Origin of the sequence: Pseudotamlana agarivorans (assembly GCF_018860245.1) — a bacterium.
GTDB classification, from domain to species: Bacteria; Bacteroidota; Bacteroidia; order Flavobacteriales; family Flavobacteriaceae; genus Pseudotamlana; species Pseudotamlana agarivorans_A.
This window is the reverse complement of sequence record NZ_JAHKPD010000008.1, coordinates 465318-482699: the sequence shown is the minus strand read 5'-3', so window position 1 is coordinate 482699 and position 17382 is coordinate 465318. Positions and strand designations below refer to the sequence as shown.

The 17382-nt window shown below is 33.6% G+C and carries 17 protein-coding genes and 1 pseudogene; 7 read left to right on the top strand and 11 right to left on the bottom strand.

Annotation, left to right across the window (positions count from 1 at the left end; translation table 11 throughout):
- Window positions 1–15: 15 nt before the first annotated feature.
- The 7 genes and pseudogenes from KO493_RS04805 to KO493_RS04775 form a co-directional block, all read left to right on the top strand.
- Window positions 16–537 (top strand): annotated as a pseudogene (locus KO493_RS04805) (TraG family conjugative transposon ATPase); the annotation flags it as partial.
- Between the two features lie 4 nt (window positions 538–541).
- On the top strand, window positions 542–1168 hold the full coding sequence (locus tag KO493_RS04800) for a conjugal transfer protein (RefSeq protein WP_216066797.1): 627 nt from the start codon (window positions 542–544) through the stop codon (window positions 1166–1168).
- Between the two features lie 2 nt (window positions 1169–1170).
- On the top strand, window positions 1171–2013 hold the full coding sequence (locus tag KO493_RS04795) for a hypothetical protein (protein WP_216066796.1): 843 nt from the start codon (window positions 1171–1173) through the stop codon (window positions 2011–2013).
- A gap of 20 nt (window positions 2014–2033) precedes the next feature.
- The gene (locus KO493_RS04790; protein ID WP_216066795.1) at window positions 2034–2657 is read left to right on the top strand and encodes a conjugal transfer protein TraK; all 624 of its coding nucleotides are present in this window, start codon (window positions 2034–2036) and stop codon (window positions 2655–2657) included.
- Window positions 2638–3567 carry a conjugative transposon protein TraM gene (gene traM / locus KO493_RS04785; RefSeq protein ID WP_216066794.1) on the top strand — a complete coding sequence of 310 codons (930 nt, stop codon included), beginning with the start codon at window positions 2638–2640 and terminating at the stop codon, window positions 3565–3567. The genes KO493_RS04790 and traM overlap by 20 nt, the downstream gene beginning before the upstream one ends.
- Window positions 3564–4394: a DUF4138 domain-containing protein gene (locus KO493_RS04780; protein ID WP_216066793.1), complete on the top strand. Its 831-nt coding sequence runs from the start codon at window positions 3564–3566 to the stop codon at window positions 4392–4394. The genes traM and KO493_RS04780 overlap by 4 nt, the downstream gene beginning before the upstream one ends.
- Window positions 4395–4401: 7 nt before the next feature.
- The gene (locus tag KO493_RS04775) at window positions 4402–4767 is read left to right on the top strand and encodes a hypothetical protein (protein WP_216066792.1); all 366 of its coding nucleotides are present in this window, start codon (window positions 4402–4404) and stop codon (window positions 4765–4767) included.
- Between the two features lie 20 nt (window positions 4768–4787).
- Here the strand turns inward: KO493_RS04775 and KO493_RS04770 are convergent, their stop codons facing one another.
- The 11 genes from KO493_RS04770 to KO493_RS04720 all read right to left on the bottom strand — a co-directional run bounded on the left by KO493_RS04770 (window position 4788) and on the right by KO493_RS04720 (window position 16978).
- The gene (locus tag KO493_RS04770; protein WP_216066791.1) at window positions 4788–6158 is read right to left on the bottom strand and encodes an RNA-binding domain-containing protein; all 1371 of its coding nucleotides are present in this window, start codon (window positions 6156–6158) and stop codon (window positions 4788–4790) included.
- Window positions 6159–6181: 23 nt separating this feature from the next.
- Window positions 6182–7402: a GIY-YIG nuclease family protein gene (locus tag KO493_RS04765; RefSeq protein ID WP_216066790.1), complete on the bottom strand. Its 1221-nt coding sequence runs from the start codon at window positions 7400–7402 to the stop codon at window positions 6182–6184.
- Window positions 7395–9365, bottom strand: coding sequence for a DEAD/DEAH box helicase (locus KO493_RS04760; protein ID WP_216066789.1), 1971 nt, complete (start codon window positions 9363–9365; stop codon window positions 7395–7397). The genes KO493_RS04765 and KO493_RS04760 overlap by 8 nt, the downstream gene beginning before the upstream one ends.
- Window positions 9366–9368: 3 nt before the next feature.
- Window positions 9369–12176, bottom strand: a complete 2808-nt coding sequence (locus tag KO493_RS04755) for a class I SAM-dependent DNA methyltransferase (RefSeq protein WP_216066788.1) — start codon at window positions 12174–12176, stop codon at window positions 9369–9371.
- A 10-nt stretch (window positions 12177–12186) separates the two neighbouring features.
- Window positions 12187–12384, bottom strand: a complete 198-nt coding sequence (locus tag KO493_RS04750; protein ID WP_216066787.1) for a helix-turn-helix domain-containing protein — start codon at window positions 12382–12384, stop codon at window positions 12187–12189.
- A 113-nt stretch (window positions 12385–12497) separates the two neighbouring features.
- Window positions 12498–14078, bottom strand: coding sequence for a type IV secretory system conjugative DNA transfer family protein (locus KO493_RS04745; RefSeq protein WP_216066786.1), 1581 nt, complete (start codon window positions 14076–14078; stop codon window positions 12498–12500).
- A 5-nt stretch (window positions 14079–14083) separates the two neighbouring features.
- A complete protein-coding gene (mobB, locus tag KO493_RS04740) occupies window positions 14084–15115 on the bottom strand; it encodes a MobB family relaxase (RefSeq protein ID WP_216066785.1) in 1032 nt (343 codons plus the stop codon).
- A gap of 38 nt (window positions 15116–15153) precedes the next feature.
- A complete protein-coding gene (locus KO493_RS04735) occupies window positions 15154–15552 on the bottom strand; it encodes a BfmA/BtgA family mobilization protein (RefSeq protein ID WP_216066784.1) in 399 nt (132 codons plus the stop codon).
- 405 nt (window positions 15553–15957) lie between these two features.
- Window positions 15958–16155, bottom strand: a complete 198-nt coding sequence (locus KO493_RS04730) for a hypothetical protein (protein WP_034043620.1) — start codon at window positions 16153–16155, stop codon at window positions 15958–15960.
- A gap of 11 nt (window positions 16156–16166) precedes the next feature.
- Window positions 16167–16547, bottom strand: a complete 381-nt coding sequence (locus KO493_RS04725) for a DUF6876 family protein (RefSeq protein ID WP_216066783.1) — start codon at window positions 16545–16547, stop codon at window positions 16167–16169.
- A gap of 77 nt (window positions 16548–16624) precedes the next feature.
- Window positions 16625–16978, bottom strand: a complete 354-nt coding sequence (locus KO493_RS04720) for a single-stranded DNA-binding protein (protein ID WP_055436643.1) — start codon at window positions 16976–16978, stop codon at window positions 16625–16627.
- Window positions 16979–17382: the final 404 nt, after the last annotated feature.

Sequence of the window (17382 nt, the reverse complement as noted above, 5' to 3'; positions counted from 1 at the left end):
GCGTTAGCACCTTGAATCCACCCTGCCATTCAAAGAACCATTTGGAAAAACCGTGCTGAAAAGGGCATTATCCTTTTCGATGAGTTTGCCAAACAACTGAAGTTTGAAAACGTACTTGAAAGTGTCGAATTCTATTATCAAGCTATACGGAAACAAAATGGTGCAATTGGAATTATACTGCAATCCATTAATCAACTTCCTAATAATTCCACATCAGCAAGCATCTTAGAGAATACCCAAGTCATTTACAGTCTGAATAATGAAAAAGGCTATGAAGAACTGGTTAAAAGACTCAATCTATCTAGCCACGACTTAAACCAATTAAAATCCATTAAAAACAATCTTTCTGGTCCACGGAAGTATACCGAAATGTTTATCAAAATCGGAAAGGAAAGCAACATTTTTAGGCTTGAAGTGCCTAAAGAAGTTTATGCAGCCTATTTAACCGATGGACAGGAAAACGAAGACATAATGAAGTTCTATGAAGAGCATCATGACATGCAAAAAGCAATAATTCAATTCACATCTAAAACGTAATATTATGAAATCGAAGATTCACGAATACCAAAACAATTTTTTTACAATGAGTAAAAACAAAATCAGAATTTTAGTAATGGCAGTAGCATTAATGCTATTAATTCCATCAAAGGTAACAAGCCAAGGAATGCCAACTTATGACAACACCAATTTTATCAGTTTGGTAAAACAACTTGTAGAATCTGGTAAACAGACCGCTCAAATGATTAAGTCTGTGAAATTTCTAAAAGATGCAAAAGAAGCCATAGAAAAAGTTTCGAGTGTAGTGCAACAGCTTAGAGCGGTTGAGGAAATTGCACAAAATAATCAACGTCTTATTAATGTTATGCAAAATGATTTGCAAGACATTTTGAACTCGCCTTATATAAAACCAGATGAAGTTACTAAGGTTGTAGAATCATTCGATACCATAGTCCAAAACTCATTGGACACCGTTGAATTTATGAGTGAAATCTTATCCAGCGATAATCTAAAAATGAGTGATGCCGAACGTGCAGAAATCCTAAAAGAAAAAGAATTGGAATCAAAGGAAATGGTTTCCAATATCAAGACAAAAACGAAACGCTACAAGGATATTATTTCCTTCAGAAAAATGCAGGATAAAGTCAATAATCGCGAAACAAATTATTAGAAATGACCGCAACCATCTTTTTAGGGATTGGGCTAGAGTATATCGATGCGGTATTTCAAACCATACAGAACAGTAGTTTCTCGCAATATACCATTGCTGGAATGAAAACGCTTGCTGTGTTGTTTTTTCTAGTCAATATCCTAAAGAAATATAATGAAGGTATTGCGGATAAAGATGGTTATTCTTGGGGATTGAGTCCTGGGGAACTTGCAAAGAATTTTGCGGTTGTGCTTTTGGTTATTTTTTCAACGCAGGTGTTAGGGTTTTTCGATGGTATTTTAGTTGCCATTGAAGGACAATATCGAGGGACTGCACCTGCGCTATTACCATTGCAAATGCAAGACATACCTTTAGAGGAAGATGTAAGTCTTTTTGATGCCGCAAGTTCAGCAATGACGCTTCTGTATGAAGCATTGGTAACGCCATTATATGGTTTCAAGATATTGGCGTTTATCCTGAGTACGATACTATGGATATTGGATTTGTTTATCTATCCACTATTCTTAGCAGAACGTTTTTTTCTTTTAGGAATAATGCAAGCATTCTTCCCATTGGTCATTAGTTTGGCGGTTTTTGAAAAGTTTCGTTCTCTTGCTTATACATTTTTCAAGCTGTATGCAGCCGTGTATATGCTCGTGCCAGCTTTCTTTCTCGTCAATGTATTTGTGAACGCAATTTATACAGAAATCAATACCAATTTTTGGGTCAACCTATTTGGGACCGATACAGGTCAAGGCTTTTTCGCACCTGTTGTTCAATTAGGTTCTGTTGCATTTATCGTGTTTCTAAAATTCAAGCTTTATAAACGAGCCACATCTTTTACACTCAGATTATTTACTGCCTAAGTCAGATTAAAAATAAAAATATGAAAACACCATATAAAAATATCTACAACGTTTTAAAACTCAATCGATTTATTGTTTTGGCAGTTGTCATTTGCGCATTGTTATCTAGCATTTTTTCAGTTTGGATGGTATTTACTACTAACAAAAATGCAATGAATAGTGCATTTGCCATTAATACAGATGGTAGCATTATTCCATTAAAGCTAGTGAGCCAAAAGGAAAATTTTAGAGTTGAAGCTTTGGCGCATTTAGAATTGTTTCACACCTATTTCTACAACATCGATGCAAGCAACTATGAGAAGAATTTGAAAAAGGCACTTTGGTTGGGTAATAGCTCTGTGGATAATCTTTATCGCCAGAAAAAAGCAGATGGTGTTTATAATCGATTATTGCAATTTTCCTTAGTTCAAAAAGTACTCAGCATCGATTCAAAAATAAACGACAATAATGGTGTATATAGTTTTACCGCTACAACCATTTTTGAAATCAATAGAGGAACAATAATCGATACTTATGAATTAGTTTCCACCGGAAACCTAATTATGGTTGACAGAAATTTTCCTAACAATCCACACGGACTTTTAATTACAAATTATTTCGAAAACACCTTAAAAAAACTTAGTGATGAAAATAGAAAAGAATAAAATAGTTTTTATAGCAGTTTTAGCTATTGTTTTCATATTCCTTATTTCCTATTCCGTGATGGTAATGGGCGATGATGACAATGAAAACGACAATCTTGAACAGACCTTGATACCAGATTTGGAAGAAAATCAAAAAGAGTATGATTCTAAATTGGATGCTCTTAATGATCTGAAAGAAGTACGTGAAAATAATGCACCTAGTATATATGATGAAAAATTAATCGATTCTATGGGGTATTACGATCCTGATCTACCAGAACGTGAAAAGAAACGCATTGTCGATAGTATTTACGATGCTGGTAAGATTCAATATTCAGAAGAGAGATATGCAAACTTCGGTCAAAAGAAAGTCGAAAAGAAACAACCTGTAGAAATTGATTCTACAGAAATACTAAGAGAACTTAAAATCCAATCTAAGGAATTGGGCCTTGAACATCAACTGTTTTTTGCTGCTGCGCCAAAACCCAACGAGCTTGCAATTATTGGAAATACAGATGCCACCATTTATGTGGTTGTTGATGGCGACCAAGTTGTAAAAGCGAATACCAGGTTGAGAATGCGACTTACTAAAGCTGCAACTATCAATGGTAAACTGATGCAAAAGAACACACCTGTTTTTGGTTTTATTAGTTTTCAACCTAATCGTGCTTTAATTTCCATAGAAAACATTAGGCATCATCCAACAAAGCTTAAAGCTTTCGATTTACAGGATGGTAGTGAAGGCATTTATGTAGAAAACAATTTTCGAGCTGAAGCTACAAATGAAGTTTTGGACGATGTTATAGGCGATATCAACATCCCAACTGTTCCACAAGTAGGTGGTATTACAAAAGTATTAAGACGTAGTAACCGAAATTTAAAGGTTACTGTGCTGAACAATTATAAACTTATTTTAAAACCTAAATTATGAAACCGATATTATTTACATTAATTATGTTGATTTCAGCTTTGGCTGAAGCACAAACAACAGAAATCCTTGATACTATTTATGCTAACGACAGCAAAAATGTCGCACTCTTTTTTCCAGAGCCAATACGACAAGGCATTACTGGCTCAGAAAATTTTGTATTCACTTACAATCGTGAAAAAGAGCAATATTTCGGATTACTGCAAGCCCAACCAGGCAAAGAAAGTAATCTTCTGGTAATCAACAGAAATGGCTCAATTTTTTCGTATATTGTAAGGTATAAAGCCCTGCTTTCAAAACTCAATTATTTTATCCCATTATCTAATAGTATTGGGAATGAAAACCCAAAAGTAGCAGATTCAATTCAGACTAAAACTTCTGAAAAAGGTATTAATAACAGTATGTATTATTATCAAAGATTCTGTTCATACCTTCTTGACAAAAGACAATATCTTGGAAGGTATATAAGGCGAAATGATGGTGTTATTCTAAGGCTTGAAAATATTGTTTTTGACAAAGAAGAACTCTACTTCGTTATTCAAATTAGGAATAATTCCAGCTTGGATTACGATTTAAATTTCTTAAACCTTTCGGTTGAAACTCGACAAAAAGGGAAAAAGAAATCTTTACAACGTTTGTATCAAGAGCCTATTTTTAAACATCATATGCCTTCTAAAATCGCAGAAAATGAAATGGTAAGATTCATTTATGTCATGCCAAAATTTTCATTATCCAACAACCATAGGATACTTTTAGATTTAAATGAGAAAGATGGCGAACGAAATATTGAAATGAAAATATCACATAAATATATCAATAACCCAAATTAATAATATTATGAAAAAAATCGTTATTTGCTTACTCGTATTGCTGTTCCTTTCTTGTGCCGAAACTAAGATTTCAGGACCAAGTGCCACAGCTAAAATTGTTATCGAAAGCTTTTATGAAAAGGATGAGAAAGCTTTGAAAGCCAACTCGACACCACAGGCATATTCCAACTATATGAATACTATAAATATGTTCAACGTTACGGTAAAGGATGATTCAAACTTTACTGTTTTGCAGGATACGATTATGGGTGATTTGGCTTGGGTAAAATATACCACCGCCTACGATAAGGCACCAGGACTTTTTAAACTGGTTAAACAAAATGGTAAGTGGCTGGCAGATGCCAGAGGTTCAAAAGATAAATCGCCTTTTTAAAAGGATACTTACTGATTTTTTTAGAGATTAATTTCCCAATAGCCTTGTGTGCCACCGTGGCGTTTTATAAACCCTTTGATTTTGAGCGCATTTATATGTTTGCCCACAGGGGATTCATTGATGCCTAAAGTTTCAGCTATTTCAGTATAAGTAATAGTAGTATTGGTTGCAATAAGTTTAAGTACTTCTTTTTGTCTTTTAGTAAGTGCGTCTATAGCATCTATTGCACCACCTGTTACACCACCCATTGCACCACCAGTTACACCACCTTTTTGACCAACTTCTTTATTATCATCTCTAATAGTAGATTCATCAGCAACTTCTTTAGCAATAAAAGTCATTCTAAGAAAGTTATCGGAAAAACTAAAACTCTCTTTTCCATAGTGTTCTAAAATACGAGGGATGCCAGAACCTAATTGTTCAACCAGTTCTAAATCTTTAAAAATTCGCATCAGTTCCTTATTTCGTGGAACTGAAAAGCCTTCAAAAAATTCTTGCTTGCTTAACCCTTCGGGCAATCCACCAGCTGATGTGATTTCGATTCTATCGGTAAAAATCTCAAACTTTGGGGTAATCTCATTGGTATAATCATTATGCACAAACGCATTAATGATGGCTTCTCGCAAGGCGATGGGATGCCAAAGGTTGGCTTGTTGTCTTTCTTTTGATGTGATTTTTGTGGTTGTTCTGTTCTCGACCGCAATTTTATCTATCACTTGTTTAGTAGCCTTAACTAAACATTCGTGACCATATTCGTTGCTCTCTATTAAGTCTGTTCTGGTTATACCCGAATATTTGGCGACTTTAATTGAAGTGCTATTTTTGTCGGCCAATAGATAACCGGCATAGTTATATGCACCATCTTCTGTAAGTAGTTCTAAGTTCTTTGCAAAAGTTTTACCGAGGGTATACCCAGATTCTTCGTAATAAATTTTTAGCTGTCCGAAGCCTAAATCCTGCCGTCCTGCTTTAATTTTACTGATGGAATTTCGGGTACGTTTAGCAAACAGCTCGTCTATCATTTTTTGTGGCATCGGTTCAGCTGCTGAACCCAAACGAATGAAACAACCCTTTTCGCTCATCCCGTATTTTTTAAGATGATATGGTTTTTCTGGACCACTCGCCAAAATGATTTTTAGGATGTTTTTTCCATCTCGTTCTTCACTAACAATATCAAACAAACCAAGTGCGGAAGGTCGAATATTGTTCTTTAATCTATCCTTAATCTTCAGCTGGTCACCATCCGCATCAGGCAAACCGTAAGTGTTCCCTTCTTTATCAATACCTATATAGATAATGCCACCTTCACGATAGTTCAAAAAAGCAATAACCTCTTTTTCAAGTCCATCGGACAATTCTCGTTTGTATTCTATGCGGTTGTTTTCGGTCATTATAAAATGTTGTGGCAGTTGGGCTATTTATCTTTTTTCAGTTTAATTCTTTGTAAAACTGAATCATATTCGTAATTCACAATGCTTTCATTCAAAATCAATTGGATTGATTCCTCAATTACCTCAAAAGGTACGACAAACCATTCTCTCGGATTTAGTCTTTGTCCTTTTTCGTTAAACAAGTCAATATCCAAACAAGCACTTGCAAAAAATCTGTGTAAAAGGTTTTCCAACTTATCTGCATTTCGATTATATACTTTGTAAGTCGCAATTTTCTTTACGTCAGCAAATAAATAGGTCGCTTCATTTTTCGCGTTTTTAATTCTGTCATCTACAGAATTACTCGCAAATCCAATTTTATATAAGTTCTGAATACTTGATAATTCCGCATTTGTTGATTTAGACTTCAAAACATAAATCCAACCAGTTTGTAAATCTTCTTCCTTTACAAGTCCAGTATTTACGAACAATTCCTGTTCTAGTTTTTCATTCGTGTTCGTAATCAGTTTTCCGCTTTTTTGAATTTGTTTGCCTAAAGAACGAAAAAGCATATTGCTAAAAGTTCCATTTTCAAAAACTGTTCTAGTTCGTCCTTCAATACGAACTCTATTTCCAGATTTCTGTTCCCATTCTTCCTGCTTTAAGTTCGCAGATTCCAAATACAAAAGGATTCCGTCCATCAAATAATAATTTCCAACGTGAAGATTTTTTTCAATGTTCTTAAATGGTTTTATTTTTCGTCTTCCTTCTTTTATTTCTTTATGAACTTTCTGAAACATTGTTTCGTACTTCTCAAAGTCCTTTTCTTTCATTGCTTTTCTTCTTGCAACAAAATCAGACTCTGCTCTGTCTTCTGGTTTTGGTGTGTGTTTAAATTTGAAAATATCTAAATCTTTATCAGAATCTAATAAGCCAAAATCATCTTCTTCATTTAAAATATCATCAATGGTTTGTTTTTCCATTTCTACAAAACCTAACAAATTATGTCTATCAAAAGGTTTTAAAGTTTTCTTTTGTTTTTCGTTTTGTCTAAAGTTCTTCAATTTTGCTAAAAGTCCATATTCAGACATACTGCTAGAATTTGGCTCTCTATTATTCTTATCAAAAAACATATTTATTTCTTCAAAGGAATCAATAAGTCTGTCTTCATCTGTTTTTACAGTTGTAGTTTTTACTTTTGATTCTAACAAACCAAAATCATCATCATTAAAAATGTCGTCTATTGTTAGTTTCTTTTTAGCCATCTGCAAGTGTTTTTTTACGTTTAAGTTCTCTCAAAAACACTAACGCTTCTGCCATTCTTTTTTCCTTGTGGTCAAACGCTTGAATATTCGGTTGTTCTCCTTTATTATTTTTTACCCATTCTTTGATTTTTGGCCATAATAAAATGGCTTCTTCTTCTGTCATTTCAAACTTGGTAGATTGAATATGCTCGTCAATTAGTTTTAAAACTTGTGTAGTTACTGATTTTGATAAGATTTCAAATGCTTTTTGAAATGGATTTACTTTGTCAATCAAGTCTATATGAATATCATCTATATTCACAAAACTTCCTGCCATTCTAATAAATTTTTTGTCGCCTTGTTCCTCGATTGTACTGTTTTTAATTACAGAATCTACAACTACGTGTTGTCTTACTGCTTCAACATCTTCATCACTTAAATCGGGATAAACTTCTCTAATTATTTTAGGAATTAAAACTGTGTTTATTACCTCTGGCTCAACATTACCAGGCATTGCTTTAAGCATTTGTGGGTTTTGCAATATTTTTGCCTTTAAATCATTCAAGTCAGTTTCAATAATAGCTTCAGCTCTTTTAGAGGTTGGTAATTTAAAACCTCTTATTTTAATGGTTTTGTCATCATCTTCTTCATCTTCGTCATCGTCATCGTCATCTTTTTTAATTTTGAATTTGAAGTTCGGTGCTAAAACTTGTTCCATTAATAATGATGCTGTAATCGCTTTAAGCATATTGTTAACAGATAGTTTTACTTCCTCACTTTCAGCATCAGGATTAGCAATTAGGTTGGTAAATTGAGCGTGTGTTTTATTGTCACTATCTCTAGTTGCTCTTCCAATTATTTGAATAATTTCTGTTAACGAACCTCTATAACCTATGGTTAATGCGTGTTGACAATAAGGCCAATCAAAGCCTTCTTTTGCCATACCTAAAGCAATAATGATATCAATATCATCTGCCGATTTAATTTCTCGTAAATAAGCACTTATTTTATCTCGTGATTTTGGATTGTCTTGTACTAAATCGGCAACTTTTAAAATTCTGCCTGTTTTTTTACTTTTAACGTGTATTACTCCAGTAGTTTCGTCTTGGTATTCTATTGTTCCTAAAACATCTATAATATGGTCAACTTCATCGTGTTTTTCTTTGGATGATTCTGCAGAATTCACACTCGGAATATGAATAATGGTTTTTTGGTTTTCGTCTAATATTTCTGCTAATGCCGACATTTCCTTTTCAGGATGCTTTTTAAAATATTTTCCTGTGTAAAAATGATAACCAATACCTAAAGATTTTAAAAACTCGTAACCATTAAGTTGTTGATAGTATGTGTACGTTACTTTAGTGAATTTTGCTTCATCTTCTGGCATTAAAACAGGAACACTATCTCCTCTAAAATAAGAACCAGTCATAGCTACAATGTGAGCTTCTGAATTAGCCATTATACTTTTTAGTACTTGACCTAAAATATTATCGCCTTCTGCTGAAACGTGATGAAATTCATCAATAGCCACCAAAGTATTATCTAGTTTTTTAACATCTAATCCATCAAAAGCAAAACGTAAAGTTGCGTGGGTACAAACCAAAATTTCTTCGTCGGAATCTAAAAAGTTCAAGAAAGCCGATACTTTACTTTTTTCAACGCCTGGTGTACAAAGGTTATATTTTGGGTTTGGTTTCCAATCTGCAAAAAAGCCATACTTTTTTAATTCTGTAGTGCCAAATGATGCTCCAATAGACTTTTCAGGAACAGCAACAATTACTTTTTTTATGTCTTTATTTTTCAATTTGTATAAAGCAAGAAACATTAATGCTCTCGATTTACCTGATGCTGGTGGTGCTTTGAGCAATAAATATTGAGCAGTTCTGCCTTCATATGCTTTTTCTTGCATTTCTCGCATTCCTAAAGCATTGGTGCTTTTGCTTTTTCCTGTTTGGTCGTAATTTACGTGTACTAAATTTGGCATATTTTATTTTTTGGCTTTCTTCTTTCTTGTTTTCTTTTGCTTTGCAAAAAGCGTGTCTTTTTTTATCATTTCTTCATACTGTTTAAATAAATATTCTAAACGCTCTGTATCGTTTTTAAAAGGTTGTAAACGATAACATTGTTCTATTGCAGTATCTAATTCTCGATGAGCTTTTAGCAAACCCTTTGGCATAGTATCTGGATTGTACATTTGTGCCATTGTTTTACTAGGATGTTTTGCTCTTTCGTCTAAAATGGCGAAAACGTATTCGTTTAAGTTTAGCTTCTGTTTATTGCTGATTTCTGGAAATGGAAATGTGTTGTAGCAAAGAAAAATAGAGTACCTATAATCAGTTCTCATTTTTCCTGCAGTAAATTTTACCCATACATTGTGCATTTTGGATGTCAAAATTCCAAAAATCAAGCTGTTAGCATCATAAATAACTTGTGCAGAATTTGGAATTATTGTGTATCTATCCACAAACCCTATTGGTATATATTCTCTATTTACGGACGAAACAATTGGTATTAGTAAAGTATTGTCATTACATTCAAAAAACTCTCTGAATTGATGAGACCTTAAAGCTTGGGCGTGCAATGTTTTATCCTTGCTATTAATTCTATAATTATAACAATTATCTATGGCTAGCTTAACCTCTGGAATTGTCAAAGCATAAGAAAGATTTTCATCACTAATCCAATAACAATATTTTTCCAGATTGTTTATGAATTCATCTGAACCAACTTGCTTTTTAATTATTTTATCAATTACAGGGTATTTAGTTAGCAGTTGCTCTTTTTCTTCCTTTGATATTCTTAAAAACTTTTTATCATTGGGCATATTTCCTCTTCTCATATAAGGGAATTTACTCAACGGTTTAGTTTGTTTTTGAACAGTTTTTGTTGTGCCGTTTTCCAAATTGGAAGAAATATTCTGGGTTTTTGTAATGATTCCATCTGTAATTAAGTACTTTGTTTTTTTACTAATATTTCTTAAACCGATAATTACAACAGTAACACCTGCCTTGCCTTTGGCATTATTTGTCCATTTGAAATCTGTATATGCAAAGTCAAACTCAATTCCCATTTCAAAAATTGACCTCCAGAGAATTCCAACTTGCTCTCCTTGACAAATAGAATTTGTTGAAACAAAAGCTGATTTAGTCTTTTCATAGCCTTGTATATATTTAGCACTTTTATAAAACCAAATCGATATATAATCGAGTTTTCTATATGATTTTATCATATAGATTGAAATATCAAGGTCTTCTTTTTGGTTCTTATCCTGATTACGACTTCCTAAATATGGCGGATTTCCAATGATATAAACTTCATCATTTTTTGTTAATGGGCAGGCTTTATTCCAATCTACTCTTGTTGCATTATCGTGTGTAATTTGTCCAGCTTCTTTTAATGGAAGTATTGGGTTTGATTTACCAAAGTCAAACAATGTTTCTTCAAAAATCTTGTTCATTTGGTGTTCTGCTAACCAAAGTGAAAGTATTGCCATTTCGTGAGCAAAATCGTCAATTTCAATTCCGTAAAATTGCGATAGTTGTATTTGGGTAAAGAATATTTCGGTCTGGCTAAAGGTTAAATTGTTTTGCGCAGGGTTTTTAGTGTTGGCAAGTTCATCATAAGAAAAACCAAGAGTAGAAGAAGTTGCAGAAGTATATGGGCTACTTGTATTTATATCAATAATTTTTTCTAAAATTTTAATTTCCAATAAACGAATTTCTTTGTAAGTAATAATCAAGAAATTTCCGCTTCCACAAGCTGGGTCAAAAAACTTAATTTTAGAAAGTCTATTTATTACTGTTCTTAATTGGTTAACTGTTGTAGCATTTTCAAATGCTTCGTATAGTTCATCTAAAAACAGCGGTTTAATTAATTTCAGAATGTTTTCTACTGAAGTGTAATGCATTCCTAAATCACTACGATATTCTGGAATTACAACAGCTTGAATCATTGATCCAAAAATATCTGGATTAATGTCTTTCCATTGTAATTCTCCAAGGTCGATTAATGTTTTTCTTGCCTTTGTTGTAAATACAGGTGAACTTATGCTGTCATTAAATAATCCTCCATTTACATAAGGGAACTTTGCTAAATAATCTGGATACTTATCTGCCTTTTTATCGTTTAATCTGTCGAATAAATTATCTAAAAAAGTATGTGTGTCTTTTCCGTTTTCTGATGTATGTTGAGCTAACGTATTTGTAAAAATGTTTTCCTCAAATATCTCTGTGTCTTCTGAAAAAAAACAAAATAATAAGCGAGATAGAAAAATATTAAGATGATGAATACTTGCTTTTGAGTTATAAATCTGTGGATTTTCTTCTATAAGCAAATCGTATAAATCTGCCATTTTGTATGAAGCATTTCTATCAGCTTCATCATCATTTTTGGCATTATAAATTTCACTTCCAGCTAATGGCAAAAAGAAATCGAAATAGTTGGGTAGTTCTTTTAATTTAATGTCTAAATTTCTACTTTTAAGTAAGTCTTTAGCAACTATTTGCTTATAGTCAGTAAGAATTGCAAATCTTGGTTTGTGTTTTAAAATGCGTTCATCTTTAGAAATTTCTTCAATGCTACTCAATAGTTTATCAGTAGATTCTACCTTAAAGAATATTTTCTTTTTGTATAAAATTTCGCCATCTGCTTTGGCAAAATTATAATCGCCTTTTTTAAGTCGAGTTACAGAGGTTTTTGAGATTCCGTATGCAATCAACAAATCATAGATAAATTCCTCTTTTGAGAATTTATCTATTACGTTTTGAACGTTAGTTTTTATTTCGGTTGATTTCATTTACTTTTTTCTATTCAGGTTTATTAGAAACTAACAATTCTTTGATGTCAACATTAAGTATTTCAGCAATTTTGTATAAGTCGTCTAAACTCGGTTGTCTTTTGTTTTGAACGTAAGAGTGAACCATATTGTAACTCTTTTCTAACTGTTCAGCCAACCAGATTTGTTTTATTCCTTTTTGTTCTAAAACCTCTTTTATTCGGTTCATTTCGATTTTTTTTAATTCCGTTCACTAAAGTAAAGAACATTTTCAATATACTCACTAAATGAGTATTAAAATTATCATTTAGATTTTATGTTGGTTTTAAAGTGTAAGTCCTTCTATTTGAATATTGACTTCGCCTCCTCATAAACCCGCTCGAAGTTTTCCGCCAAATCAACCTTAGAAAACTGCTTCGATTCCTTTGGTAACTCTCTTTGGATATTAGCCAATTTGAATTGTACCTTCTTATCCCTACCATCGGCATAAGTGATAAACTCGCCCTGTTTCAACCTAAAAAATAAGTCCGCCCGAATCTTTGGGATTTCCTTTTCGCCCGTAGTAATGCGAGTATCAAAATCAAGGTTATGTCCTCGACTGATACTCTTGGTTGGGTCTTTAATAATTTCAAAAAAGCGTTCGTAATATTTTGCGGTGTCCGGGTCATTGACCTTTCCGAAAAACTGATAGGATAGGTTGCTCAAAATCGCCTTACTTGCTTTATCCCCATACATCATATCGTTCTGTATTTTATCCTGCATCACGTAAATGGTTGAGATGTTATAACTACGTAATGTTGCCGGAATGCGGTGCATATTCAATAAACGAATTGTAGGTGCTTCTTCCATTAATAGAAATGATGGTTTTGAGTTTCTCACGCTCATTTGCTTGGTAATAGTGTGAATTATTGTAGCAATTACTGGCGAATAAGAAGTTTCAAATTTTGGGTTGTTGACTATCGAAATTATAATAGGATTTTCCTCGCTATTGATGTTTAATGGCACTTCATCTGCGGATAGTGCCATAAAAATACGTTGTGTACTAATTCGTTTGAGCGCATTGGCCAAGGTGCTTTTTACACCTGCGGTTTGTCTTTCAGAATCTTTGCCACTAATAAAAGCATCTGCCATCGCCCTTGAGGTGGTGTTGGTTTCCAGAAACTGGATTAGGCTTTTTGTATCAAGAAATTGATAAACAGCTATCAAATGGGGTAACGTACAGTATTTTGGATATTCCGTTTTTAATTTCCAAATCAATCCACCAATCAAACCTTCCGCAGCATCGTTAAAGAATTTTGTTGTTCCCGTAGTTCCGCTTTCTCTTTGTTCTAATAGATTTTCGATTAAGACCCTTGAAACCTCATTAACGCTTTCCTCGTTCTCTAAATAACGTGGCGCAATAGGATTTACCCTATGGATGATTTTATCGAAGGAAATGACCTTAAACGGAATATCGCTATCCTTGAAAAGTGGATATGCCATTTCGGTCAATTCAAAATCTTTGTAATCGTGAATGATTCCGCAAAAGCCTTCTTTTTGGAAGTGTTTAAGAAATCCGTAAACGACACTTTCGGTTTTTCCGCTTCCAGCGGATCCGATGACGGATGCGCCACGTTTAATATTATCTAATTTGAAATTTCCTTTGGTGGTCGCAAAGTTGACTTGGTATTTACTATCTCCGTTTTGCGAGCTTTCTGTTTTATGCAGAAAAACGTATAGTCCTGTATTAATTAATAGTAGCGGACAAACTAGATACAACAAAATGAATGTTAATTCATTTCCAGCAGCAACATAGAATACGAGAAATGACAGTATTGCGATATTCAAAAGAAACGCATACTTACTTACCCGAAACATCGCATAGAAAACAGTAATGGTAAAACCAATAATTGAAAGTGTCGTTATGATATTATCTATCTGCATACTACTTATATTCCGATGGAACTTGATTTAATTGCTATTTCTGCACCACGTCTTAACCGTTTGAAAATCCGAAGTGCGATTTGTGTTTGACTAACTGGAATACTTGGCACTATCGGCAATCCCGTTTTTGTAATCATTTTGAAAGCCAATGCCTTTTCATTTGCTGGTAATTTCATCAAGGCTGCGAAATAGAGATTGGGATTTTTTACAAAATCTTTTCGTGCTTTGTAAGTCTCGGCAAAATTGCGTTTGTACCCAAAATTCTTATCGAAGGACTTTTCTGCTCTTTCAAAAAATTTGTCTCGGTCAAAACCTCGTTTTACGGTTTCCCCATTCAACTTCACATCGGAAGCTTTGTATTTGCTTCCGGGTGACAAACTGAATCGGTTTGATGCATCCTTTCGGCTCACTATGATGTGGATGTGACTTTGGTTTCCATCTTTCGCCATTCCCTGGACAATTCGTTTTCCGTTTTGTTGATGTGGTGCTTGCCGTTCCAGTTTGGCGATTTCCTTTTTCATCTTTTTGATATTCCCTTCAGCTCGTCCTTCTTGAATATTTCTAATTTCAGTTTTTAGCTGAAGTATTTTTGTGGCAAAAGGTTGGTTCTTTTTTACCTGAAAATCCGTCCCCTTAAATGTGCGTTGGTGTTCGACTTTCGCATAATATTTTATGTCGTCGATAATGACAGGTCGCCCTTTAATTTCTCTATTAAATGAAGCCACATAATCTTTCATCAGCTCGCGAGTATATCTTTTTAAATCTTCGCTACTGTTCTGAAGTTTTCGCAATTCATATTTTGAAGGACTCACGGTAATTGAATAGAATCTTGGTTCGTGTTTTTCCAATTTTGCGGTATTCCCATCTATTTCTTTGACTACTTCTTCAGCGGAAATTTCATCGCCATATGGATTGAAAAAATGTTCCATTTCGTGTTGTTCCAATCCTTGGTTTTCCTTCTCTAAATAGCCAACAAAATCTGCTGAACTTTTGGAAAAGTTACCGCCCATTTTTTGAGGTGTGATTGTGATGTACATAAGCTAAATTTTTAAAGTTCATTGTTGGTGTTTCGCTTTTACCGCTTCGCTCTCCCTTTGGTCGTGAATCTCGCAGACTCGATTTCGCGAAAGCGTACTTCCTTCTTTTCCTCAACATATTTTTTTTCCAAAATGAGCGGCTTTTTTTTGGGTTCGTCCATTACAAAAAGGGATTGCAACATTGCAACCGTAGGTTTGGTTTGGGTCTTTTCCACGTCTCGCATTATGGCGATAACTGCATTTATTCTTTTGAGTAACTTGGCTTCGATAGTACGTCCAGTTGGTCCCAATTTTTCCTTTGGGGATATCTCATTATAGAGGAAAAAATCAAGGATGTTTTCCATCGCTTCGGTGTGCGTCTTGAAGTGCTTTTTGGAAAATTCCTGAAACCTTTTTGCAGTTTTCCGTTTGAACCTGATAGTGATGAATGAGTCCATTTTCTTTCGCTTTTTTAAAGATTTGACGTAAATCCATCCCTGTTTACTGGTGTTTCAAGACCATTTGACGCAAATCGATGGATTTTTTATATCTACTTTATTTTTAAGTGCTTAAAAATCAATAGATTAAAATGAAAATAGAATAAGTAACGCGGCGCAGCCCGTTACCCTCTTGCTATTCCTTTTCGTCCAGCTCGCTGGACAAAAAAAATACCATTTCATCCAAAAATGTAATGGCTTTTTAACGATTGCTAATTGTAATTCAATTTTTTAAGAGTGTTATTCTTGAAGTTTAAAAGTATCTTTAAGGAATGGCTCTTTTTGTTGCAGAATATAAAATAACATGACAAAAAAAGACCTCTAAATAATTAGAGGTCCTGGGTTAATAATTCAATTATAAATCTTCTAAATGTTAAAAACATAACTATAAGTGTATAAATTTTTAATCATTTCTTCGTCTATCAGGCTATCATAATCTGCGCCGGTTTCGTCAACATACTTTTTAATGGAATCTCCATAAAGATATGTAACGTGTTCTCTTGAAACTTGTAAAAGTTCCTCTTGCTTTTCCGAACTCAAATCTTGAAATTTAATATAAATCATATCTCAAAAATTTAATATTCACTTGGAAGCATCAGCGTATTATTTACAAAAAACAATCGCAATTCATCCAAAGGAAAATCGGTTACATTATATCTATGCGTTTCAAAAATTTTATCATTTCCATCACTATAATTAATGATGGCTTCGCATTGCTTTTCAAACTGTTCCTTTTCAGAAAGTCGCTTAAAATCGATGGTAATAAAAGAACTTCTATTTGATAAACTTTTTGCAATTACCGATGCATCCGTAATCAACCAAAAGCATTCCGCTTCGTTGGCTAAATATTTCAATCCGTCAGTAAAACGAGTTCCAATTAATGGAATTTTAAAGAACATTTCTGTACCACAAAAATGTTGCAAATCGGCTTTTATTTTGTTAACTTTATCATTCATTGTAATTCTATTTAATAAGATTAATAATGAAAAAGAGAGCGCATCTTTCCACAGGAACGCTCTCTTTTAATTTTCAATTATTCCGTAGCGTTATCGCCTTTAATTCCTAAAAGCAAGATTTCATCTACGACCACTTCGGTAACGTATCTTTTTTCTCCCTCTTTGGTTTCATAAGAGCGTGAAGTCAATTTTCCCTCTAGTGCTACTTCTTTTCCCTTGCCTACATACTTTTCTACGATTTCGGCAATTTTTCCCCATGCTACAATATTGTGCCATTGGGTGTTTGTCACTTTTTCTCCATTAGAATCTTTGTAAGATTCATTGGTTGCGATTGAAAATTTTGCAACTTTCTTTCCGCTTTCAAGGTTTGTGATTTCTGGCTCGTTCCCTACGTTGCCAATTAACTGTACTTTGTTTCTTAGAGTACTCATAATTAAAAAATTTAAAGATTAATATTGACCTATCTGAACCATTCAGAAAGGCTTTGTTATTGATTTACTTATTATATCCAGAGCGTTTTCCTTTTTTTGTTTTTTTAACTTTTGTTCCGCTTCCTTTTTATTGATTTTGTAAGATTTCATAAGATTCATTTTAGATTTACTTCCCATAGAGCCGACGCTGTTACCTTCTTTTTGTTGCTTAGTGCTTTCGATATTCAGCTTTGTTTAGACATATAAAAAGTGCGAGGCACGAGCCTGGTTATGCTGTCGTTCAAAGCTGAATGTTGTTATTTTGCTGTCAAAAAAAGGTATGACGGTGTTGGATTACGGAAGTGATTCTAAAGTCTTTGTGAAATACAAAATCATAGGAAGTGGAACAAAATGCAAATACATTT